General features: G+C 69.1%; 24 protein-coding genes. 4 read left to right on the top strand and 20 right to left on the bottom strand.

What is annotated here, in order from left to right; genetic code table 11:
* Position 1 precedes the first annotated feature (1 nt).
* The 20 genes from FM105_RS11240 to coaD form a co-directional block, all read right to left on the bottom strand.
* Positions 2-1,570, bottom strand: a complete 1,569-nt coding sequence (locus FM105_RS11240; protein ID WP_087008186.1) for a YifB family Mg chelatase-like AAA ATPase — start codon at positions 1,568-1,570, stop codon at positions 2-4.
* Positions 1,567-1,923, bottom strand: coding sequence for a YraN family protein (locus tag FM105_RS11235; protein WP_087008184.1), 357 nt, complete (start codon positions 1,921-1,923; stop codon positions 1,567-1,569). Before FM105_RS11235 ends, FM105_RS11240 begins: the two co-directional genes overlap by 4 nt.
* Positions 1,924-2,099: 176 nt before the next feature.
* Entirely contained in the window at positions 2,100-2,417 is a 318-nt protein-coding gene (locus tag FM105_RS11230) for a DUF2469 domain-containing protein (RefSeq protein ID WP_087008183.1), read from the bottom strand.
* A 25-nt stretch (positions 2,418-2,442) separates the two neighbouring features.
* On the bottom strand, positions 2,443-3,138 hold the full coding sequence (locus FM105_RS11225; RefSeq protein WP_256970352.1) for a ribonuclease HII: 696 nt from the start codon (positions 3,136-3,138) through the stop codon (positions 2,443-2,445).
* On the bottom strand, positions 3,139-3,831 hold the full coding sequence (gene lepB / locus FM105_RS11220; protein WP_256970351.1) for a signal peptidase I: 693 nt from the start codon (positions 3,829-3,831) through the stop codon (positions 3,139-3,141). It lies immediately after the preceding gene.
* A gap of 36 nt (positions 3,832-3,867) precedes the next feature.
* A complete protein-coding gene (gene lepB, locus FM105_RS11215) occupies positions 3,868-4,515 on the bottom strand; it encodes a signal peptidase I (RefSeq protein WP_087008181.1) in 648 nt (215 codons plus the stop codon).
* Positions 4,516-4,534: 19 nt separating this feature from the next.
* Positions 4,535-4,876: a 50S ribosomal protein L19 gene (rplS, locus tag FM105_RS11210; RefSeq protein WP_087008179.1), complete on the bottom strand. Its 342-nt coding sequence runs from the start codon at positions 4,874-4,876 to the stop codon at positions 4,535-4,537.
* Positions 4,877-5,044: 168 nt separating this feature from the next.
* On the bottom strand, positions 5,045-5,869 hold the full coding sequence (gene trmD, locus FM105_RS11205; protein ID WP_087008177.1) for a tRNA (guanosine(37)-N1)-methyltransferase TrmD: 825 nt from the start codon (positions 5,867-5,869) through the stop codon (positions 5,045-5,047).
* Positions 5,869-6,438, bottom strand: a complete 570-nt coding sequence (rimM, locus tag FM105_RS11200; protein ID WP_087008176.1) for a ribosome maturation factor RimM — start codon at positions 6,436-6,438, stop codon at positions 5,869-5,871. The genes trmD and rimM overlap by 1 nt, the downstream gene beginning before the upstream one ends.
* Positions 6,439-6,684: 246 nt before the next feature.
* On the bottom strand, positions 6,685-6,915 hold the full coding sequence (locus FM105_RS11195; protein ID WP_087008174.1) for an RNA-binding protein: 231 nt from the start codon (positions 6,913-6,915) through the stop codon (positions 6,685-6,687).
* 2 nt (positions 6,916-6,917) lie between these two features.
* Positions 6,918-7,346: a 30S ribosomal protein S16 gene (gene rpsP, locus FM105_RS11190; protein ID WP_087008172.1), complete on the bottom strand. Its 429-nt coding sequence runs from the start codon at positions 7,344-7,346 to the stop codon at positions 6,918-6,920.
* A 170-nt stretch (positions 7,347-7,516) separates the two neighbouring features.
* Positions 7,517-9,121 carry a signal recognition particle protein gene (gene ffh / locus FM105_RS11185; RefSeq protein ID WP_087008170.1) on the bottom strand — a complete coding sequence of 535 codons (1,605 nt, stop codon included), beginning with the start codon at positions 9,119-9,121 and terminating at the stop codon, positions 7,517-7,519.
* An 84-nt stretch (positions 9,122-9,205) separates the two neighbouring features.
* Complete coding sequence (gene ftsY, locus FM105_RS11180; protein ID WP_087008168.1) at positions 9,206-10,366, bottom strand: signal recognition particle-docking protein FtsY; 1,161 nt, start codon at positions 10,364-10,366, stop codon at positions 9,206-9,208.
* Positions 10,367-10,413: 47 nt separating this feature from the next.
* Positions 10,414-10,815: a hypothetical protein gene (locus FM105_RS11175; RefSeq protein WP_087008167.1), complete on the bottom strand. Its 402-nt coding sequence runs from the start codon at positions 10,813-10,815 to the stop codon at positions 10,414-10,416.
* A 208-nt stretch (positions 10,816-11,023) separates the two neighbouring features.
* The gene (gene smc / locus FM105_RS11170) at positions 11,024-14,770 is read right to left on the bottom strand and encodes a chromosome segregation protein SMC (protein ID WP_087008165.1); all 3,747 of its coding nucleotides are present in this window, start codon (positions 14,768-14,770) and stop codon (positions 11,024-11,026) included.
* 55 nt (positions 14,771-14,825) lie between these two features.
* Positions 14,826-15,749: a bifunctional DNA-formamidopyrimidine glycosylase/DNA-(apurinic or apyrimidinic site) lyase gene (mutM, locus tag FM105_RS11165; RefSeq protein WP_087008163.1), complete on the bottom strand. Its 924-nt coding sequence runs from the start codon at positions 15,747-15,749 to the stop codon at positions 14,826-14,828.
* Entirely contained in the window at positions 15,742-16,452 is a 711-nt protein-coding gene (gene rnc / locus FM105_RS11160; RefSeq protein WP_087008161.1) for a ribonuclease III, read from the bottom strand. The genes mutM and rnc overlap by 8 nt, the downstream gene beginning before the upstream one ends.
* Positions 16,453-16,459: 7 nt before the next feature.
* Positions 16,460-16,663 (bottom strand): 50S ribosomal protein L32, encoded by a 204-nt coding sequence (gene rpmF, locus FM105_RS11155; RefSeq protein ID WP_087008160.1) that lies wholly within the window; start codon positions 16,661-16,663, stop codon positions 16,460-16,462.
* A gap of 2 nt (positions 16,664-16,665) precedes the next feature.
* Positions 16,666-17,187, bottom strand: a complete 522-nt coding sequence (locus FM105_RS11150) for a YceD family protein (protein WP_087008158.1) — start codon at positions 17,185-17,187, stop codon at positions 16,666-16,668.
* Between the two features lie 299 nt (positions 17,188-17,486).
* On the bottom strand, positions 17,487-18,002 hold the full coding sequence (coaD, locus tag FM105_RS11145) for a pantetheine-phosphate adenylyltransferase (RefSeq protein WP_087008443.1): 516 nt from the start codon (positions 18,000-18,002) through the stop codon (positions 17,487-17,489).
* Positions 18,003-18,253: 251 nt separating this feature from the next.
* Here coaD and FM105_RS11140 point away from each other — a divergent pair, with 251 nt between their 5' ends.
* From FM105_RS11140 to ehuA, 4 genes are all read left to right on the top strand, one after another.
* Positions 18,254-19,171 (top strand): transporter substrate-binding domain-containing protein, encoded by a 918-nt coding sequence (locus tag FM105_RS11140; protein WP_087008157.1) that lies wholly within the window; start codon positions 18,254-18,256, stop codon positions 19,169-19,171.
* A gap of 108 nt (positions 19,172-19,279) precedes the next feature.
* Positions 19,280-20,011, top strand: a complete 732-nt coding sequence (ehuC, locus tag FM105_RS11135; RefSeq protein ID WP_087008155.1) for an ectoine/hydroxyectoine ABC transporter permease subunit EhuC — start codon at positions 19,280-19,282, stop codon at positions 20,009-20,011.
* Positions 20,008-20,670 (top strand): ectoine/hydroxyectoine ABC transporter permease subunit EhuD, encoded by a 663-nt coding sequence (gene ehuD / locus FM105_RS11130; protein ID WP_087008154.1) that lies wholly within the window; start codon positions 20,008-20,010, stop codon positions 20,668-20,670. The genes ehuC and ehuD overlap by 4 nt, the downstream gene beginning before the upstream one ends.
* Positions 20,657-21,445 (top strand): ectoine/hydroxyectoine ABC transporter ATP-binding protein EhuA, encoded by a 789-nt coding sequence (gene ehuA, locus FM105_RS11125; protein ID WP_087008152.1) that lies wholly within the window; start codon positions 20,657-20,659, stop codon positions 21,443-21,445. The genes ehuD and ehuA overlap by 14 nt, the downstream gene beginning before the upstream one ends.
* The last annotated feature ends 3 nt before the right edge of the window (positions 21,446-21,448 follow it).

The following is a 21,448-nucleotide window of genomic DNA, read 5'->3' as shown; positions in this document are numbered from 1 at the left end:
CTCAGGCCTCCTGTGTGCGCATGAGCAGGGCCGTGCCCAGTTCGTCGGCGCCGGGACGTTCCCGGCCGGCAAGATCTGCGATGGTCGTCGCGACGCGCAGCACCCGGTCATAGCCGCGCATCGTGAGGACTCCGGTCTCCAGCGCACGGTCGAGCACACGGGTCTCGCGTGCGGCGAACCGGAACTCCCCGCGCAGCCAGCCGCCGGGGGCCTGGCCGTTGGTGGACCATCCCATCCCCGCATAGCGATCCGCCTGCACGGTGCGTGCGGCGATCACACGACGCCGGACCTCCGCAGACGACTCACGCGGTTCAGCCGCGTGCACGTCGACTGCTGTGACCGGGAGCATCTCGAGTCGCATGTCGATGCGGTCCAGCAGCGGACCCGACAGTCGCCCCCGGTAGCGCAGCCGGTCACGCGGCGTGCAGCGACACCCTGCGGATCCGGTCGCGCCCATCCCGCACGGACAGGGATTCGCCGCCATCACGAGTTGGAATCGACTGGGCAGGTCGACAGACCCCCAGCTGCGGGACACGCGGCACCATCCCGACTCCAGCGGTTCGCGCAGTGCTTCGAGCACGTCGCGTGAGAATTCTGGAGCCTCGTCCATGAACAGGACTCCGTGATGCGCACGCGAGAAGACCCCGACGCTGTTCGGCCGTGAGCTGCCGAGCATCGCGGCCGTCGTCGTGCGATGGTGCGGCGTCTCGAACGGCGGCAGGGGCGGCACGTCCCGGGTGGAGAGGGTCCCCGCCAGCGAGGCCAGGGCGAGCACCTCGACAGCGGCGTCCTCGTCCAGGGGCGGCAGGATCCCCGGCAGGCACCCGGCCAGGAGCGTCTTCCCCGCGCCGGGTGCACCGGTCATCAGCAGATGATGCCGCCCCGCCGCTGCGATCTCCAGCGCCTGGCGGGCGTCGTCCTGGCCCTGCACCTGAGCCAGGTCATGGACCTCCGGCCGCTGTGCGTGGGCCGTGCTGCGGTCACGAGCGATCTCGACCGGGTGCGGGACCATGTCCGCACCGAACCATGCGGCGCATTCGGCCAGGCTCGCGACCGGGATGATCTGCGCACCGGGGACCACGTGGGCCTCCTCCGCGCAGCCCGCGGGGACGACGAAGTGCGTGAAGCCGGACCGCAGGCCAGACACGATGGTCGGCAGCACTCCCGGCACGGGCAGTATCCTCCCGTCCAGTCCCAGCTCGCCGCAGAACACTACTCCGCGCGTCCGGTCCGGATCCACCACCTGTTCGGCTCCGAGAACGGCGGTCGCGATCGCGAGGTCGAATCCGCTTCCGATCTTCCGGACGCTGCCGGGAGACAGGGAGACCGTGTACCGCATCGCCTTGAGCCGCACCCCCAGGTTGCTGAGTGCCGCGCGGATCCGCTTGCGGGATTCGCTCACGGAGGCGTCCGGCAGGCCCACGACGTCGATGCCGGGGATCCCGGGGTTCACACTCGCCTCGACCACGACGGGCGTGCCGTCGAGCCCGGAAAGGGCGATCGCATCGGTCTGGCCCAGGGTCACCGGCGGTGGCGCGGTGGGCGGTCGCTCCGCCCCGGTGCGGCTCATTCCAGCCCCTCGAGGTGCGTGAGCTCCGGCTGCGTTCCGGCCCAGATGAGTCCGATCACGTCGATCCGGAACCGCGGGACGAACTCATCCTGCGCGGACAGCCACGCTCCCGCGGTGCGGCGCATCCTCGCGGCCTTGCGCACTCCGATCGTCTCCAGGGGATGTCCCGCGTTCACCGATGAGCGTGTCCGCACCTCGACGAAGACGACTGTCGTCCCGTCCGGTGTGATCGCGATGATGTCGATCTCGCCGTGGCGACAGCGCCAGTTCCGCTGGTGGATGGTCCATCCGTGCGCTTCGAGGTGCTGGACCGCGAAGTCCTCGCCTCGTCTTCCCAAAGTCTGTCTGGACATGCCCCCATGGCACGCTCACGAGGCTGCGGATGGAAGGCCCGTCGGCACCTGTGGACGGACGAGCGGCTGCCCACAGTCCGCTGTGCGCGCCGTGGCATCGCTGCGCGCGAGCCTGTGACCGTGAGTCACATGCTCGCGCGGATCACCACCGGAGCGACATCACCGCCGGAGCAACATCACCGCCGCAGCGACGAGGGCGGCTCCAGATCGGATTTCGCGAGCTCCTCGATGTTCACGTCCTTGAAGGTCAGCACGTGGACGTGCTTGACGAAGCGTGCGGAGCGGAAGGTGTCCCACACCCACGCGTCCTTGAGAGTGAGCTCGAAGTAGACGTCCGTGCCCGCCTCGTGGGCCTTCAGATCCACCGAATTGGCCAGATAGAAGCGTCGATCGGTCTCCACCACATAGGAGAAGAGTCCGACCACATCCCGGTACTCCCGGTAGAGCTGGAGCTCCTGGTCCGCTTCGTAGTCCTCAAGATCCTCGGCGCTCATAGGGGCCATCCTAGCCATGCAGCGCTCATAGGGCCCAGGACCTCCGGTGATGGTGTGTGACGCCCAGCGAGGCGATCGCCTCGCGATGGGCGGCCGAGCCGTACCCCATGTTCGACTCCCAGCCGTAGGACGGCACCTCACGGTGGAGGGTCCGCATCCTCGCGTCGCGATCGACCTTCGCGAGCACGCTCGCAGCCGCGATCGTCGCCACGGACCCGTCGCCCTTCACGATCGTGCGCACGCGCGGCACCTCGACATCGACGGCGTCTCCGAAGACGAGCGCCGCATCGAGGGTCAGGGGTGTGGACAGCCAGTCGTGGCTGCCGTCCAGCAGGACGAGATCTGCAGGGCCGAACGGCGTGAGCGCAGCCAGAGCCCGGCGACCTGCCAGGCACAGCGCCAGAGTGATCCCCACCGCGTCGATCTCCTCCGCGCTCGCGTACGCGACCGCGTGCTCGGGCCGCCATGCTCCGACGGCCTCTGCGAGAGCGGTGCGACGGGAGACGGGAACCTGCTTCGAATCCCGCAGCCCCTCCGGGACCCGGCACACATCGTCGTCGACGCCCGCAGCCAGCGCTTCCACGTCCACGCGGACGGCGCCGACTCCGACGGGGCCCGCGAGCGCGCCGCGGCCCACTTCGTCCATGCCGATGACGAACCGTGCACCCTCACGGTGACATGCGATCTCCACCGTGTGCTCGGTGATCGCCGGGACGGGCACTCAGCCCTCCCCCGCGTCGGGCACACCGTCGAACGCGGGCTCGTCGCCGCCCATCCACCGCAGGCGGTCCATCGGCCAGTTGATGACGAACACCTCGCCCACCACGTTGTCGTCGGAGACGAAGGGGCCCCCCTCCGCATCCGTGTTGTAGCGGGAGTCCAGCGAATTGCTGCGGTTGTCGCCCATCACCCAGTAGTGGTCCTCGGGGACTTCGACGGAGAACGGCACGTCGGACGGAGTGACCCCCGGCTGCAGGTACGCGGATTCGTCGATCGGCTCGCCGTTGACCATCAGCGTGCCGGCATCGTCACAGCATTCGATGGTGTCGCCCCCGACCCCGATCACGCGCTTGATGAGCTGAGTCCCCGCATCTGCGGGCTGGAGTCCCACGAACACGAGCACCGGATTCGGCTCGTACTGCGCGGCGACTCCCGGCTCCAGCCATCCGCCCGGATCGTCGAAGACCACGACATCGCCGCGCTCGACGTCGTTGAAGAAGAGCTGATTGACCATCACGCGGTCACCGACCTGGAGCGTCTGCTCCATCGACGCGGACGGGATGTGGAAGCTGCGCACGACGAAGGTCTTCAGTGCCCAGGACACGATGAGGGCGATGACGATGATGATCGCGAATTCGCGGAGGGTGCCCCACAGGGACTTCTTGTCACCGGGCTCGCCGTCTCTTCCACTCACGATCGCCAAGTCTAGCCGCGCGCAGCCTCCGGGCCGTCATCCGACGCTGGTGACGGTCCCGATGACCCGGTCGTCACGGATCATGCCGCCGCCCGGTCGACCCAGCAGCGCGCGCGAATCGGTCGAGTCGTAGCGGTTGTCGCCCAGGACCCAGAGCCTGTCGGCGGGGACTTCGACGGCGAACTCCACGCCCGAGGCCGCCCGGGGCCGCTCCTTGAGATAGGGCTCGTCGAGGGGCCGGTCATTGACCAGCAGTCGGCCGTCGTCGTCGCAGCACTGCACCGTGTCGCCGCCGACCCCGATGACCCTCTTCACGTAGTAGACGTCGCGCGGGCCGATCCCGAACCAGGCGCCCATCTGGGCGAACGTGTCCGGCGGAAGGCTGCCGACGAAGGAGCCCCGACCGTCGAAGACGATGACGTCGCCGCGCTCGACGGTATCGAACAGCGCCGGCGCCCGCAGCGCGACGATCCGGTCACCGGGTTCCAGCGCAGGTGACATCGACGCGCTGGGGACGGTGAAGCTCTGGACGCCCACTCCTCGGATGAGGCCCGCGGCCACGACTGCGATCAGGACGACGATCCCGCCCACCCTCAGCCAGCGGCGCCACCCGCCGGACGACGCACGAGGGCGCGAACCGGTCGACCGGTTCGCGCCCTCGTGAGCAGCGTGCGAATGGTGCACTGCGGCGGAGTCCGCCGGGTCAGCGCTTCTCGCGGATGCGTGCGGCCTTGCCGCGGAGGTTGCGCAGGTAGTACAGCTTCGCGCGGCGGACGTCACCGCGGATGTTGACCTCGATCGTCTCGATGCTGGGCGCGTGCAGCGGGAAGGTGCGCTCGACGCCCACCCCGAAGCTGATCTTGCGAACGGTGAAGGTCTCGCCGACGCCGTGTCCCTGACGACGGATGACGACGCCCTTGAAGACCTGGATACGCGAGCGGCTGCCCTCGATGACGCGGACGTCAACGGAGACGGTGTCGCCTGCGCGGAACTCCGGGACGTCGGTCTTGATCGACTTCTGGTCGACGAAATCAAGCTTCTGCATGATGTCTCTCCTGATCGCGCGCCTCGGGTCGTGGGATCGTGGTTCTGCCCGCGGCCAAGCCGTGGGAGCGGTGGATTCGTCCGCCCGGTGCGGGCCCCGTGAGGGGTGACCCGTGCACCGCGTGCGTCGTCTCCCCCGAGGCAGAGCGACCGCAGCGAACGCAATCGCCTATTGTGCCAGATCCGGCCCGTCACGTTCAACACGGGCCTCATCCAGGACGGCGCGGTCCCTGTCGTCCAGAGATTCAGGCGGCAGCGCGGCGAGCAGGTCGGGTCGGGTCTCCGCGGTGCGACGCAGTCGCTGGTCGCGCCGCCAGCGAGCGACCTTCCCGTGGTCGCCGGAGAGCAGGACGGCCGGCACCTCATGCCCCCGCCAGACGGAGGGCTTCGTGAAGACGGGGTATTCGAGGAGTCCGTCCTCGTGGCTCTCCTCGTCGAGCGACTCCGGATTCCCGATGACGCCGGGGAGCAGGCGTGCTATCGCCTCGACCATGGCGAGCACCGCCACCTCTCCCCCGTTGAGGACATAGTCGCCGATGCTCATGGGGCGGACGTCCATCCGCTCCGACGCCCAGTCGACGACCCGCTGGTCGATGCCCTCGTAGCGTCCGCATGCGAACACCAGGTGCTCGCGGCCCGCCAGCTCCCGCGCGGTCTGCTGCGTGAAGACCTCACCGGCAGGGCTCGGCACGATGAGGACCGGCCTCCCGCCGGCATCAGCGGCCGGCTGGTCGGCGGCGTCGGCCGCGTCGGCCGGCGCCCCGGAGGCTCCGAGCACCGCGTCGAGGGCCTCGCCCCACGGTTCGGGCTTCATGACCATTCCGGCACCGCCGCCGTAGGGAGTGTCGTCCACTGTCCGGTGGCGGTCATGGGTCCAGTCGCGCAGGTCGTGGACCGTCAGCTCCAGCAGGCCCTTCTCCCGTGCCCGGCCGATCAGGCTGAGCTCCAGCGGCGCGAGGTACTCCGGGAAGATGCTCAGGACGTCGAGCCGCATCACGGCGCCGTGCCCTCCGCGGACTCGGCAGTCTCGTCACTGTCCGCAGTCTCGTCGTCCTCATCGTCCACCGCTTCGATCAGCCCGGGCGGCGGGGTCAGCAGGACGCGGCGGTCGTCGAGGTCGACCTCCGGCACGATCTCCTCGACGAAGGGGACGAGCACGTCCTCACCGGCGAGCGTCCGGACGTGGAGGAGGTCCTGCATCGCACCGACGGTGAGGTCCGTGACCGTCCCGACGCGCGTGCCGTCCTCCAGGTGCACTGCGAGGTCCACGAGCTCTTCGACCCTCCATGCGTCGTCCTCGACCTCGTCGTCGGCGCCGTCGATCAGGATCTCCGTGTTGCGGACCTCCTCTGCACGGGACCGGTCCCCGACCTCCTCGAATGTGAGCAGGAGGCGATCACGGTGCCAGCGGGCGCGCTCGAGCGTGAGCGCGCCGATGTCCGGCTCCGTCGTGAAGACGGCCCCCGGCACGAACCGCGACTCCGGATCGTCGGTGCGGACCTGGACGGTGACCTCTCCGCGGATGCCGTGCGGCTTGCCCAGACGGGCGACGACCTGGCTCATGCTCCTCCTGGTTTCGTGCACGTGCGCGTGCATGTGCGTGTGCGGCGTGGTGACTGCCGCGCGTCGTCCTCATGGTGCCACAGGAGCGCCCGGGGTCTCCCTCCCGACGAGAGCCTCCTTGCACCCCCTGGCACCGCAGACAGGAGGAAGGGCGGGCACGGGGTGATCCCGTGCCCGCCCTTCACCTGCGCCGTGCTCGTCCGGAGGCGTCCTCCGGCGAGCACGGATGCTCAGCTGCCGGTGTGCTCAGTCGTCGACGAGGTCGACGCGCACGCGTTCGCGTCCGGCCAGCGCACCGATGACGGTCCGCAGGGCCTTCGCGGTGCGACCGGCACGCCCGATCACACGACCGAGGTCGTCGGGGTGGACCCGGACCTCGAGCGTCGTCCCGCGCCCGCCTCCGCGCGTACGCACGGACACGTCGTCGGGATGGTCCACGATTCCGCGGACCAGGTGGTCGAGTGCGTCAGAGAGCATGATCAGGCCTCGGCCTGGTCGGTGTCCTCAGCCGGGGTCTCTGCCGGAGCGTCTGCCTCAGCCTCAGCGGGCTTCTCAGCCTCTGCGGGCTTCTCGACGATGACCGACTTCGCTGCGGGCGCTTCGAAGGATTCCTTCGCAGCGCGGCCGCGCACGGTGTTGACGGCTTCGCCCTCACCGGTGAACTTCTGCCAGTCGCCGGTGAGCTTGAGGAGGGCCTTCACCTGATCCGTGGGCTGTGCGCCCACGGAGAGCCAGTACTGAGCGCGCTCCGAGTTGATCTCGACGAACGAGGGCTCCTCGAGGGGGTGGTACAGACCGATCTGCTCGATCGCAGGGCCGTCCCGGCGGGTGCGGGAATCGGCGACGACGACACGGTAGGACGGTGCATGGACCTTGCCCAGGCGGGTGAGACGGATCTTGACTGCCACGAGAGTGGTGTCTCCTTCTGATGAGGTGTGAGGGTCCGGGCCCGTCCGTGGGGACAGACGGTGTGCGGACACTGCATGTAGTCGAGCGTCCGCGGTTGAGAGGGTCCGCGCACGCCCGGGTACAGCGACTGATTATGCCAGAGAAAGCGCGAGGATCGGAAACCGGGGCGTCAGAAGCCGCCGAAGCCCTTCGGCAGCTTCGAGAGGTCGAAGTCGTCATCGCCCATGTCGATCCCGCCGAACGCTGCGCCCTTCTGCTCGGGAGCCTTGCCCTGGCGCCGCAGTTCGGCCGCCTGGGCCTCCTGCGCCCGCTTCGCGGGATTGCCGGACTTGCCGGCGGGCTTCTTCTTGCCCTTCTTCCGCTTCGACGATGCTCCACCGCCGCCGTGACCGCCCATCCCCGGCATCGCGGGCATGCCCGGTGCGGCCTGGGGGCCTCGGGAGCGGCCGCCGCCCATCCCCGGCATGCCGCCGCCGTTGCGCATCTGCCGCATCATCTTCTGCGCCTGCCCGAACCGCTCCATGAGCTGGTTCACCTGGGTGACGGTCGTGCCGGCACCGCGCGCGATGCGCTGTCGGCGGGATCCGTTCAGCAGCTTGGGGTTCGCACGCTCCTGCGGGGTCATCGACCGCACGATCGCCTCGATGCGGTCGACCTCGCGCTCGTCGAATGACTCGAGCTGCTCCTTGTGCTCGCTCATCCCCGGCATCATGCCGAGCATCTTCTTGAGCGAGCCCATCTTCTTCAGCGACGCCATCTGCGTGAGGAAGTCGTTGAGGTCGAAGTCCTCGCCGGACTCGACCTTCTTCGCGAGCCGTTCGGTCTCCTTCTCATCGAAGGTCCGCTCCGCCTGCTCGATGAGCGTGAGGATGTCGCCCATGTCGAGGATCCGGTCCGCCATGCGGTCGGGGTGGAAGAGCTCGAAGTCCGTCATCGACTCGCCGGTCGAGGCGAACATGATCGGCTTGCCCGTCACCTGGGCGACGGAGAGCGCCGCGCCGCCGCGCGAATCGCCGTCGAGCTTGGAGAGCACGACGCCGGAGAAGTCGACGCCCTCGTTGAAGGCGTTGGCCGTTGCGACCGCGTCCTGACCGATCATCGCGTCGATGACGAAGAGGATCTCGTCCGGCTGGACTGCGTCGCGGATGTCCCGCGCCTGCTGCATGAGCTCCTCGTCGATGCCGAGGCGACCCGCGGTGTCGACGATGACGACGTCGTGCAGCTTGGACTTGGCGACGTCCATCGCGTCGGTCGCCACCTGGACGGGATCGCCCACGCCGTTGCCCGGTTCCGGCGCGTACACGTAGGCGCCTGCGCGCTCACCGACGATCTGGAGCTGATTCACCGCGTTCGGGCGCTGGAGGTCCGCCGCGACGAGCATGGGGCGGTGCCCCTCCTGCTTGAGCCAGTGCGAGAGCTTGCCGGCGAGCGTCGTCTTGCCCGCACCCTGCAGGCCCGCGAGCATGATGACGGTGGGCGGACGCTTCGCGAAGGCGATGCGGCGGGTCTGTCCACCGAGGATGCCCACGAGCTCCGCGTTGACGATCTTGACGATCTGCTGGCCGGGGTTGAGCGCCTGCGACACCTCTTCGGACAGCGCGCGTTCCCGCACGCTGCCGGTGAAGGCGCGCACGACAGGCAGCGCGACGTCCGCGTCCAGCAGGGCACGGCGGATCTCGCGGATGGTCTGGTCGACATCGGCCTCAGACAGGCGGCCCTTGCCGCGCAGGTTCTTGAAGGTCGTTGTCAGCCTGTCGGACAGTGAGTTGAACACAGCACTCCTCGCAGGAATCGGTCATGAGCTCCCCCGCAGGGTCAGCAGTCCAGCGTACCAAGCGTCCATGGGGACGCCGTCACGTCACCCGTCGACGATCGCGTCCACGAACTCGTGTGCGTCGAAGGGCGCCAGGTCGTCCGCGCCCTCGCCCAGACCGATGAGCTTCACGGGCACGCCCAGCGTCCGCTGGACAGCGACGACGATACCGCCCTTCGCGGTGCCGTCGAGCTTCGTGAGGACGATCCCGGTGATGTTCACCGCTTCAGAGAACACCTTCGCCTGCTGCAGCCCGTTCTGCCCGGTCGTGGCGTCGAGGACCAGCAGGACCTCGTCGATCTCACGCTCGTCGCCCAGCGGTCGGGCGGCGACGCGCTTGACCTTGCCGAGCTCGTCCATGAGCCCCTTCTTGTTCTGCAGCCGGCCCGCGGTGTCGATCATGACGACGTCGACGCCCTCGTCGATCCCCCGCTCCACAGCGGTGTACGCGACGGAGGCCGGGTCCGCGCCCTCCTCCTTGCGGACGGTCTCCACGCCCACGCGGGATCCCCAGGTGCTCAGCTGCTCTGCGGCGGCCGCGCGGAAGGTGTCCGCCGCACCCAGGAGCACCGACCGGTCCTGTGCGACGAGGACGCGCGCGATCTTCCCGACGGTGGTCGTCTTGCCCGCACCGTTGACGCCGACGACGAGCACGACGCGAGGCGAGCCGTCGATCGGTTCGACCGCAAGCGCCCTCTCCATCGTCGGGTCGACCGCGCGCACGAGCTCCTCACGGAGCAGCTCCGTGAGCGCCTGCGGATCGCGCGTGCCGAGTACCCGCACCCTCTCGCGCAGCGAGTCGACGATCTCCGTCGTCGGGTCGACGCCGATGTCCGCCATGATGAGGAGGTCCTCGACCTCTTCCCACGTCTGCTCGTCCAGCGTCTCGCGCGACAGGAGGGTCAGGAGTCCGCGGCCCAGCGTCGTGTTCGACTTGGCCAGGCGGTCCCGCAGCCGCGCCAGGCGCGATGTGGGTTCCGTGGGGGTCTCGAGGACCGGCGCCGAGGCCCCGGCCGGCTCCTCCTCCCCCTCGCCCGGAGCCGTCTCCCCCGGGCCGGTGCCGACGCCCGTGCCCGGTGCCCCGGGCGTGGTGACGGGTGCCGACTGGTCCCTGCGACGGCGTCGCGAGGGCGCCAGCAGGAACACCCCGCCGATGACGACGAGCAGAACGAGCAGGCCGATGCCCGCATAGATCAGGGATTCCATGACTCAACTCCCGGAAGACGAAGTGGTGGCGCGGGAAGCACGCCGGCTCAGCCCGCTCCCCGACCGAACAGCAGGCCCATCGAGGTGCGGAGTCCGGTGCCGGACTCCGGCTCCTTCCAGTGGCGCGTCCGCGGACGCAGGGAGCTCCACGGCGGCGCCGCGTGGCGTGCGGGCTGCGGACGCAGTGCGTAGGAGTGCTCGCGCATCGCGGTGACGGCGGCCTGTTCGCGTGTGACGAGAGAGGCCGTCTCGTCATCGCCGAAGTAGCCGTGGACCTCTGATTCGTAGCCGGTCCAGGCCTGCGGCAGGCGGAAGCGGTCGTTCTCGTGGGAGCCGAACCGACCGTCGCGGCGCAGGCCGGGCAGTGCGACGAGCATGACGATCACGAGGCCGATCACGAAGGTGACGGCGAGCCCGATGATCACGACGAGGAAGCCGCCAGAGGCCATCAGGCGGCTCCCTTCATCATGAGTGCGGGCATGGGGAAGATCTCCTCGCGGTCATCACGGTCGTTCGACCCGGGCTCCGCAGCGCAGCGGTTCCGGCCGATCATCGTGCGACAGTCTATACGCGCCGTCCGCGCGACCGGTCGACCACACGACGTTGTCGTGCAGATCTCAGTCTCCTCAGAGGAAGTGCTCCCGCGGTGCGGATCGCTCATGCGTCGACTGCCGCGGGACGCGCCGCGGACTCTGCGGTCTCCGCATCGCCGGGAGTGTCCGCCTCACCGGCACGCGCCTCCAGGCGCTGGGAGATCACACGGGAGATGCCGTCGCCGTGCATCGTCACGCCGTAGAGCGCGTCGGCGATCTCCATCGTGCGCTTCTGGTGGGTGATGACGATGAGCTGGCTGGTCTCCTGCAGCTCGCGGAAGATCGTCAGCAGGCGGGACAGGTTGACGTCGTCCAGCGCCGCCTCGACCTCGTCCATGACGTAGAACGGACTGGGCCTCGCCTTGAAGATGGCCACGAGCATCGCCACTGCGACGAGCGACCGCTCGCCGCCGGACAGCAGGGACAGCCGCTTGACCCGCTTGCCCGCGGGCCGAGCGCTCACCTCGACGCCGGTCGTGAGCATGTCATACGGATCCGTGAGGTCGAGAGAGCCCTCGCCACCGGGGAAGACGCGGGAGAAGATGTCCGCGAACTCTCGCTGGGTGTCGTAGAAGGCGGATTCGAAGACCTCCTGCACGTGGCGGTCGACGTCCTCGACGAGCCCCATCAACTCCTCGCGGGTCCGCTCCACGTCCGTGATCTGCTTCTCGAGGTAGTCGTGCCTCTCCTGCAGCGCCGCGAACTCCTCGAGCGCCAGCGGGTTGACCTGTCCGATCGAGGAGCGCTCCTTCTTCGCCTTCGCCAGGGTCCTCTCCACGTCCGCGCGCACGTACGGCTGGGAGGGGACCTCGTCGGCCTCGCCCACTTCGTCTGCCTCGTCTGACTGGGCTGCAGCGGCTGACTGGCCCGCAGCCGCGCCGCCGTCTCCGGGCCGTGGGTCGAGGACCGGCACCGGGAGATGCGGGCCGAACTGCTCGATGAGGTTCTCCGCGGACAGGCCGACGTCGTCGACGGCACGCCGCTCGAGCTCCTCGAGGTGGAGGAGGTGACGCTCGCGGGCGAGCCGGGCCTCGTGCTCCGCATCCGCCGCCTTCGCGAGGTCGTCCGCGGCCTCCGCTCGGCGTGCGCGGAGTCCTGCCACGGCCTCCTCGAGGCGCCGGCGCTCGCCGGAGCGCTCCGCGAGAGCGGCCTCGGCCTCCTGCTGCCACACGCCCACGCGTTCGGCCACGGCCGCTGCGATCCTCGCGATCTCCCCCGCCGCATCGGCCTGGCGCCTGCGCGCCTCCGCCGTGCGCGCGGCCTGTGCGCGGGCCGCCTCCTCCTGGTCCGCCTGGCGGCGCAGCGAGCGGATGCGGTCCGCCAGGAAGGTCACCCGGTCCTCGGCGCTCCGCAGTCCGACCCGTGCGTCGACGGTCCGCTCGCCCATCGCGACGCGCGCGTCCGCCAGCTCGTCGCGCACGGCGGTGTCCGGCTCATCCTGATCGTCGCCGTCGGCCTCGTCGTCCGCGACCGCCCTGCGGGCACCCTCGAGTTCCGCGACCGCGGCCTCCCTGCGCTTCGCCGCCTGCGTGAGTGAGTCCGCCGTCGCCGAGGCCCGCGCTCCGAGCCGTTCGAGCTCACCGGTCGCGCGGGCGAGCTCCTCGCCGGCGGCCATGATCGCGGCGTCGGATTCGTGGAGCGCCGCCATCGCGGTCCTCTCCCGTTCCCGCGCGGCGGCCAGCGGTTCGTCGAACGCCGCGATCCGCTCGTCCAGGTCGCTGATGCGCGTCTCAGCCTCATCCATCGCGGCGAGCGTCTCGTCGAGAGCGGCGCGGGCGGCGATCTGGCCGGCCTCCGGCGACCCGGCACGCGCTGCGCGGCCGTCCGCGTACACGGTGCCGTCGAGTGCGATGACGGTCTCCCGCGGATGCTCATCGAGCCGTGCGAGCGCCGCATCGCGGGACCCGGCGAGCGTGATGTCGGTCAGCAGTCCGGCGAGGGCCTCTGCGAGGTCAGGAGCGGAGGCAGTGACGGCCGAGGCTGCGGGGAGGGTCGCATCCGGCTGGGGAGCCGCCTCTGCGGTGGGCACAGGGGCCGCGGATCGAACGGATGCCTGCTGCCCCGCTTCTGAGCGGGAGGACGCTGCGGTCGACTGCGATGCGCCGGCTCGCGGATGGAGGACATCGACGAGGCCCTCCTCCCCCACGTAGTCGAGCAGGGCCAGAGCGGACGCGCGGTCCTCCGTGAGCACGGCGCTGGAGAGCGTGCCGATAGCCGCCGTGACCGCCACCTCGCAGCCGGGAACGATCCGCAGGTGCTGCGCGACGGCGCCGCGCAGACCCGGCAGTCCCGCATCGACGAGATCGGTCAGTTCGGCGGTGAGGCGACTGCTGGCGCGCTGTCCCTCGGCCTTCGCACGCAGGCCGACGAGCTCAGCCTGGCAGGCAGACCGGTCGTCGACGAGCGCCGTGCGCTCCTCCTCGAGGCCGGCGACCGCCTTCGCTGCGGCGGTGTGGTCCTCGTCCAGCGAGGATTCGCCCGCCTCCGTCGCAGTGAGCCGATCTCGTGCGGCTGCGACTGCGGCCTCGGCTCGCTCGATCTGCTCGTCCGACCCGGACGACTCCGCCTCGAGTGAGCTGATCGCAGACTCCGCGTGGGCGAGCGTGCGCTGGGCGACGGCGACGGCGGATGCCAGCTCCGCCCGGTGCTTCATGCGTGCGGCGATCCGGGCGCGCTCAGCGGCGAGTTCGCGCTCTGCGGCGGCGAGTCGCGCGTCGACGTCCTCCTTCTCCGCGGTGAGGTCGGCGAGGGTCGTGCGGCGCTGCTCGGCGTCGGACTCCGCCTCGCCGTGCTCCGCCTCGAAGCGCTCCGCCCGGCCGCGCAGTGCGTCCGGGGATTCGCCGGCGGGCCGCTGCTGCTCTGCCGCGGACCGGAGCATGCTGACGCGGTCGCCCGCGCGCTGGGCGAGTGCCCCTGCCCTGGTGTGCTGCGCCGCGATCGTCGTGCGCCGCTCATGCACCGCGTCCGTCTGGGTATCGAAGGAGCGACGAGCCGCCTCCGCCTCCCCGATCTCCTCATCGAGCAGTCGGACGCGCTCCTCCTGGGCCCGCCTGCGCTCTGCGGGATCGTGGTCCGGCGTCGTCGCGGCGATCCGCGCCTGGGTCTGGACCAGGTCATCCGCGAGCAGTCGGGCGGTCGCGTCGCGCAGCACGGCCTGCACGATCTGGGCGCGCTGCGCGGCCTTCGCCTGCCTGCCCAGCGGGCCCAGCTGACGCGCGAGCTCGGAGCGCAGGTCGGAGAGCCGATCGAGGTTCGTCTGCAGTCCCGTGAGCTTCCGGAGCGCCTTCTCCTTCCGCTTGCGGTGCTTGAGCACGCCCGCTGCCTCTTCGATGAAGCCGCGGCGCTCGAACGGGTCCGCGTGGAGGATCGCGTCGAGGCGGCCCTGGCCGACGATGACGTGCATCTCCTTGCCCAGACCGGAATCGCTCAGCAGCTCCTGGATGTCCAGCAGGCGAGCAGGCTCGCCGTTCACCCTGTACTCGCTGCCGCCGGAACGGAACAGGGTCCGGGAGATCGTGACCTCCGTGTAGTCGATCGGCAGCGCACCGTCGGTGTTGTCGATCGTCAGTGCGACCTCTGCGCGTCCCAGCGCCTGCTTCTTCACGGTGCCGGCGAAGATGACGTCCTCCATCTTGCCGCCGCGCAGGTTCTTCGCGCCCTGCTCGCCCATCACCCACGCGAGCGCATCGACGACGTTCGACTTGCCCGATCCGTTCGGGCCCACCACACAGGTGATGCCGGGCTCGAGCTCGAGCTTCGTCGCCGACGCGAACGATTTGAATCCGCGCAGGGTGAGGGTCTTCAGATGCATGGTGAGTCGAGTCTAGCGAGACGGGACGCCGGTCGTGGTGGTTCGGGAGCGGCCGTCATGGGCGACGCGGACGCTGGGCCGGTTGGCACCGCGGACAGAAGTGCGTGCCGCGGGCGCCCACCACGATGCGGCGCACAGTCTCGCCGCAGTCGCCGCAGGGTCGCCCCACCCGTCCGTACACGCGCAGCGAGCGCTCGAAGTAGCCGGATTCGCCGTTCACATGGACGTAGAGCTCATCGAAGCTGGTGCCGCCCTGCGCGAGCGCTTCGAGCATCACGATGCGCGATTCCTCAAGGACGCGGCGGATGCGGGAGATCCTCATGCGCGACGGGATCGACTGGGGGTGCACGCGGGCTCGATGGAGCGCTTCGTCCGCATAGATGTTGCCGATCCCGCTCACCACGGCCTGGTTCATGAGCACCGACTTGAGTGCGGAGCCGGACCGCTGGACGACCCGTGCCGTCGCTTCAGCGTCCCAGTGGACGTCGAGGGGGTCGCGGGCGATGTGGGAGCTGCCGCGGGGCACTGCGTCCGGGCCGTCCTGCACCAGATCATCCACCCCGATGTGGCCGAAGATCCGCTGATCGAGGAAGCGCAGTTCGCGCAGGCCTTCTGCACGCTCCAGTGTGAGCACGGCGCGGGTATGGCGGTGGAGCTCATCCTGGGGCGCGTGGACGCGGAGCTGTCCGCTCATCCCCAGATGCAGCGTCAGCGCCGATGACGGGAGCTGCGACCGAGTCTCGGAACGGTCGGGCCGGTCGAACGGCACCCAGAGGAACTTGCCGCGGCGCTCAGGCGCCCGTAGGGAGATGCCGGCGACGGCCTCGGCGAAGGCACCGACGGCCTCGGGCGGGATGCGGCGCTGGGAGGTGGTGCCGAGGATCCGCGGGTCCAACACGCGGGCGGCCGTCACACGCGTCCCGGTGACCCAGTCCTCGAGTCCGCGGCGGACGGATTCGACTTCGGGAAGCTCAGGCACGTCGGGAGTAGTCGGGATGCGCGGCGGAGATGGCCTGCATGGCTGCCTCCGCGGCGACCGCCTCCGCAGCCTTCTTCGAGGACCCGTCTCCGCGTCCCCACACCGTGCCGCCCGTGCTGGCGACCGCGGTGAACACGCGAGCGTGCGCGGGGCCGTCCCCGGTCACCTCGTAGTGGACTGTGCCCAGCGACAGGTCGGCGGAAGCCTCCTGCAAGGTCGTCTTGTAGTCCATGCCCGCGCCCAGGGTGACGGCGTCGGTGAGCATGGAGTCGATGAGGCGGTGCACCAGCGCGAAGGCGGGCTCCGGGCCGCAGCTCACGTAGCAGGCGCCGATGAGCGCTTCGACGGTGTCGGCGAGGATCGAGTCCTTGTCGCGCCCACCGGTCGCGTCCTCGCCCTTGCCCAGCAGCAGCACCGACCCCACGTCGTGGCGGCGGGCGATGGATGCGAGCGCGCGGGTGTTGACCACCGCAGCGCGCATCTTCGCGAGTCGACCTTCGGGCAGGTCCGGGTTGTCCAGGTACAGCGACTCAGTGGCGACCAGCTGCAGCACGGAGTCCCCCAGGAACTCGAGTCGTTCGTTCGTGGGGATGCCGCCCTGCTCGAACGCGAACGAGCGGTGTGTGAGGGCAAGACGAAGCGTCTCGGGGTCGATATCGACCCCGAGACGCTCAGTGAGACCCGTGAGTCTCTCGTCAGTCATGCTGAGATCAGACGTCAGCGACCTTGCGACCCTTGTACTCGAGGAACAGCGGCGTACCGGCCGAATCCTCGACCACCTTGGCCTGGTGGGGGCGCGAGTACACGACGCGGCCGTTCTCGACGGTCTTGACCAGCGCCGGAGCCTTGGCCTTCCATGCCGAGCGACGGTGGCGCGTGTTGCTGCGCGACAGCTTGCGCTTTGGAACAGCCATGATCAGCTCTCCTTCTCTTCGTTCAGAACACTCTTGAGTGCCGCCCACCGAGGATCCTCCTCGGGTTCGTCCTCGGTGATGTCCTCACCCAGCGTGTAGTGGAACTCTCCGTCGTCCCCATCCTTGAGCGGACGGAACGGCAGAGACATCACCACAGCGTCTCGGACGGCGGGCTCGAGGTCCAGCAGACCGGCTTGCACCAGCTGCGATTCCTCGTCCTGCGGATCCGCTTCGTAGACGAAGAGCTCCTCGATGGCGGCATCGAGGGGCATCTCCAAGTCGTCGAGTGTCCGGGCGTCCTGTCCCTTGGCCGTGGCGCGCACGGTGCCGGAGACGAAGATCCCTTCGACGACGCTCTCGAGTCGGAGGTCGAGGTCGACCGGATCGCCTTGCGGCACACCGATCAGCTCGACCCGCAGGTCCTCAGGTGCTCTGACTGTCGTCGCGATGGACTCCCACGAACCCGGGGAGCCGGCGAGGCCCAGCTTCCTCACGTCGATGACGAATTCCGACGATCGTTCCACTGTCCACCTCCACCCGGTCTCGTTCGAACACAGCGCACCCTGAGATGACACGCAAGGACCCATCTTAGACCTTCTGCAGACCCCGCACAAACTGCGGCGCAGCACGTCCGCGGGGCGTCCTCGCGGGCGCGCGAGCGACCTTCGGGTGAGTGCTGCGGATGAGTGCTGCGGGTGACTCCGGGAACGGTCGACCTCGGGAGCGGGCAACCCCGGGAGTGCGCCTGCGTCCAGGTCTGCGCCCAGGTCGTCGCCCAGGCCTGCACCTCAAGTTCGAGATCAGCCCTGCGAGAAGTCCGGGATCAGCCCTGCGAGCGCGCCGCCCGCAGGTCGTCGAGGGCGGTGAGCACCGCGGTCGGGACGAGGCCCTCGACATCGCCGCCGAGCGTGTGCACCTCGCGGATCAGGGACGAGGACACGTGCTCGAACCGCGGGTCGCCCGGGATGAACACGGTCTCCAGCTCCGTGAGGTGGCGGTTCATGTGCGCCATCGGCAGCTCGTACGCGAAGTCCGTGGCGGACCGGAGGCCCTTGAGGACTGCGGTGGCGCCGATCCGGGTGCAGTAGTCGACCAGCAGGCCGCCGGCGACGTCGTCGATGATCAGCCGCCCGTCCGCGAGCGCCTGAGCCGTGCGGGGATCCTCCTCGAGTCCTGCGCGGATCAGCTCGACGCGCTGCTGGACCGGGAAGGCTCCGGACTTGTTGGGATTGTGGACGACGGCGGCGACGATCTGGTCCGCGAACCGCAGGCCGCGGGCGAAGACATCGATGTGGCCGCTCGTCACGGGGTCGTATGAGCCCGGGCAGACGATCTTCATGGGATCGATCGTATCGGTGACGCGCCCTGCCGCGAACACCCCTCCTCACAGCCACAGACCTGCTGCTCCACGCCACAGACCTGCTGCTCCACGAGGTGCACCTGCTGTCTTCCGGACAGTCCGCTCAAAGTCACGAACCTGTAACCATCAGGGCCTCCTCCCTGAATGTTCGGAGGATTCACATAGCGTGATGTGAAGTCGGTCATAGCGGACCGTCCTCACAGGACGACGAAACACGGAGGAACCAGGTCATGAGAACCACACGCATCGCACGCATCGCCGGATCGGCAGTCGCAGTCACAGCGCTCGCCCTGACCGCAGGCTGCGGCGGCGGCGACAGCGGTGGTGGCGGCGGCGAGGGCGGCGGCGAGGCCAGCACTCTGCAGGACGCGATCGACGCCGGGACCATCACCGTCGGGTTCGCGGGCGAGGTTCCGTACAGCTTCGAGGAGGGCGGCGAACTCACCGGAGCCACCGTCGCACTGCACCGGGAGATCTTCTCCGAACTGGGCATCGACGAGGTCGAGGGCGTCAACGCCGACTTCGGCGCGCTCATCCCGGGGCTCACGGCAGACAGGTTCGACGCGGTGTCCGCCGGCATGTCGATCCTGCCGGAACGCTGCGAGCAGGCCGCGTTCTCGAACCCCGAGTTCATGTACACGACCGCGCTCATGACCCCGGAGGGCAATCCGGAGGACCTCGCGACCATGGACGACCTGGTCGACACGGACCTCAACGTCGCCACCATGACCGGCGCGATCGAGTCCGACTACGCGACCAGCCTGGGCCTCAGCAACCACAGCGAGGTCTCCACCCCGCAGGACGGCATGGACGCCGTGAGCACCGGCCGCGCAGACGTGTTCGCACTCACCGGCATCTCGCTGAACTCGATGGCGGACAACAACCCGGACGCCGGCGTCGAGGTGACCGAGTCCTTCGTGCAGGAGATCGACGGCGTCCCGCAGGTGGGTGCCGGCGGCACCGTCTTCCGCACCGATGACTCGGAGCTGCTCGAGGCCTACAACGAGAAGCTCGACGAGATCGTCGCCGATGAGGAGCGCTACCTGGGCATCGTCGGCGACTTCGGCTTCACCGCGGAGGAGCGCCCCGACGGTTCGCTGACGACCGAGATGCTGTGCGAGGGCGACCTCCCCACCGGTGACGAGTGATCGGTTCCACCACCGCACTCTTCCCGCGCACACGCTCGGTCGGCCGGAGGTCCCGCACTGCGGAGTCTCCGGTCGACCGGGCGTGTGCGTGACTGAGAACGGATTCCCATGGGTGACAATCTCACACTTCTCATAGACTCCCTCCCCCAGCTCTGGGACGGACTCCTCATCACGCTGCAGCTCACCGTGGGCGGCGCGATCGGCACGGTGCTCATCGCGATCGTGCTGGGCCTCGGCATGCTGGCGCCTACGGGATGGATCTCCGTTCCGTGCCGCGTCATCGTCGAGTTCTTCCGCGGCACCTCTCTGCTCGTGCAGCTGTTCTGGTTCTTCTACGTGCTGCCGATCGTGCTGGACATCGACCTGGGGCCGCTCACCTGCGGCATCCTCGCGCTGGCGCTGAACTACGGCGCGTATTCGGCCGAGGTCGTCCGCTCGTCGATCGTCCACGTCCCGAAGGGCCAGTGGGAGGCGTCGATGGCACTGAGCCTGTCGCCTGCCCGCCGGATGTTCCGGGTGATCTTCCCGCAGGGCTGGGCGCTCATGATCCCGTCGCTCGCAACGCTGCAGATCCAGCTGCTCAAGGGGACGGCAGTCGCCTCCTTCATCACGCTGCAGGACCTCAACGACCGCATCGACATCCTCCGGCAGGCGACGGGCGACACGATGTTCTCCTACACCGTGGGGCTCCTCATCTACTTCGTCCTGGCCTGGCTCATCCAGGTCGGCATGGACGCGCTGGAGCGCAGCGCCAAACGGCGACTGGGCCGCGGCGACGGGAAGAAGGGGCTGTTCTCCCGACTCACCGGACGTCCTGAAGCGAAGGTGGTGACGGCATGAGCTGGTGGAACTGGCAGAGCGCGCTGGACGCGCTCCCCCTCCTGCTGCAGGGCTTCGGCACCACGCTCGTGGCCACCATCGGCGGTACGGTGATCGCGGTCTTCCTGGGCCTGCTCATCGCAGTGCTGCTGCGCACCCTTCCCGCCTGGGTGAACTGGCTGCCGAAGCTCGTCGTGGCGTTCATCCGCAATACACCGCTGATCGTGCAGCTCGTCTTCATCTACACGCTGTTCTCGATGAACGAGGCCCTGATCCAGGTCCCCGCGCTCACCGTGGGCATCCTCGTGATCGGCATCCACTACTCGACCTACATGTCGGAGAGCTATCGCGCGGGGATCGACGCGGTGCCGCAGGGGCAGTGGGAGGCGATCAGCGCACTGTCGCTGCCGCCCGTCCGGTCCTTCCGGTCGATCGTGCTGCCGCAGGCGCTGCGCGCCACAGTCCCCTCACTGGGCAACTACGCGGTCGCGATGTTCAAGGACACCCCGTTCCTCATGGCGATCTACGTGACGGAGCTCGTGCGCACGGCCGAGCAGATCGGCGGCCGCACCTTCGCCTACACCGAGGCCTTCACGCTGGCGGGTCTGATCTTCCTCGCCGCGAGCTACCCGACCTCGCTCTTGATCCGACGATTGGAGAAGTCTCTTGCCACCTACTGAGTCCGGCGGAACGCCCGCCATCGAATTCCGCGATGTGGTGAAGCGGTTCGGCGACCACACGGTCCTCAAGGGTCTGAACTTCACCGTCAGCCCAGGTGAGCGCGTCACCCTCATCGGCCCCAGCGGGTCCGGGAAGACGACGATCCTGCGTCTCATCATGACGCTGGAGAGTCTGACCGGCGGATACATCGACGTCCACGGGGAGCCGCTGACCCACGAGCAGCGCGGCGGAAAACGAGTCGCCCTGCCCAGCAAGCGGGTGCGTGCGAACACCAAGCGGATCGGCATGGTCTTCCAGCACTTCAACCTCTTCCCGAACATGACCGTGATCGAGAACCTCGTCGAGGCGCCGATCCATGTGCTCGGGATGGCGAAGGCCGACGCCGTGGAGAAGGCTCGGGGCCTGCTGCAGAAGGTCGGGCTGTCCGACAAGGAGAACGAGCATCCGTCGCGGCTGTCCGGTGGTCAGCAGCAGCGCGTCGCGATCGCCCGTGCGCTCGCGATGGATCCGGACATCCTCCTGCTGGACGAGGTGACGAGTGCGCTGGACCCGGAGCTCGTCGATGACGTGCTGCAGGTGCTGCGCGACATCGCGGAGGAGACTGACATCACGATGCTGATCGTCACCCACGAGATGCAGTTCGCCCGCGATGTCTCGCAGCGGGTCATGATGTTCGACGGCGGTGTGATCCTCGAGGAGGGGCACCCGGACGACATCTTCACGAATCCTCGTGAGGAGCGCACCCGGAAGTTCCTGTCAGCCGTCCTCGACTGACCG

It is taken from the genome of Brevibacterium yomogidense, assembly GCF_900163715.1.
GTDB lineage: Bacteria > Actinomycetota > Actinomycetes > Actinomycetales > Brevibacteriaceae > Brevibacterium > Brevibacterium yomogidense_A.
Note: the sequence above shows the minus strand (reverse complement) of the source record. Positions and strands in the feature narration are given on the sequence as shown.

Coding starts and splice junctions, on each gene's coding strand:
- rplS (WP_087008179.1), bottom strand. CDS start 4,876: ATGCAGAAGCTTGATTTCGTCGACCAGAAGTCGATCAAGACCGACGTC.
- FM105_RS11230 (WP_087008183.1), bottom strand. CDS start 2,417: ATGAGCGCCGAGGATCTTGAGGACTACGAAGCGGACCAGGAGCTCCAG.
- rnc (WP_087008161.1), bottom strand. CDS start 16,452: ATGACTGACGAGAGACTCACGGGTCTCACTGAGCGTCTCGGGGTCGAT.
- rimM (WP_087008176.1), bottom strand. CDS start 6,438: ATGAGCCAGGTCGTCGCCCGTCTGGGCAAGCCGCACGGCATCCGCGGA.
- FM105_RS11195 (WP_087008174.1), bottom strand. CDS start 6,915: ATGCTCTCTGACGCACTCGACCACCTGGTCCGCGGAATCGTGGACCAT.
- rpmF (WP_087008160.1), bottom strand. CDS start 16,663: ATGGCTGTTCCAAAGCGCAAGCTGTCGCGCAGCAACACGCGCCACCGT.
- FM105_RS11140 (WP_087008157.1), top strand. CDS start 18,254: ATGAGAACCACACGCATCGCACGCATCGCCGGATCGGCAGTCGCAGTC.
- coaD (WP_087008443.1), bottom strand. CDS start 18,002: ATGAAGATCGTCTGCCCGGGCTCATACGACCCCGTGACGAGCGGCCAC.
- trmD (WP_087008177.1), bottom strand. CDS start 5,869: ATGCGGCTCGACGTCCTGAGCATCTTCCCGGAGTACCTCGCGCCGCTG.
- ehuD (WP_087008154.1), top strand. CDS start 20,008: ATGAGCTGGTGGAACTGGCAGAGCGCGCTGGACGCGCTCCCCCTCCTG.
- smc (WP_087008165.1), bottom strand. CDS start 14,770: ATGCATCTGAAGACCCTCACCCTGCGCGGATTCAAATCGTTCGCGTCG.
- FM105_RS11175 (WP_087008167.1), bottom strand. CDS start 10,815: ATGGCCTCTGGCGGCTTCCTCGTCGTGATCATCGGGCTCGCCGTCACC.
- FM105_RS11235 (WP_087008184.1), bottom strand. CDS start 1,923: ATGTCCAGACAGACTTTGGGAAGACGAGGCGAGGACTTCGCGGTCCAG.
- ftsY (WP_087008168.1), bottom strand. CDS start 10,366: ATGGAATCCCTGATCTATGCGGGCATCGGCCTGCTCGTTCTGCTCGTC.
- FM105_RS11240 (WP_087008186.1), bottom strand. CDS start 1,570: ATGAGCCGCACCGGGGCGGAGCGACCGCCCACCGCGCCACCGCCGGTG.
- ehuC (WP_087008155.1), top strand. CDS start 19,280: ATGGGTGACAATCTCACACTTCTCATAGACTCCCTCCCCCAGCTCTGG.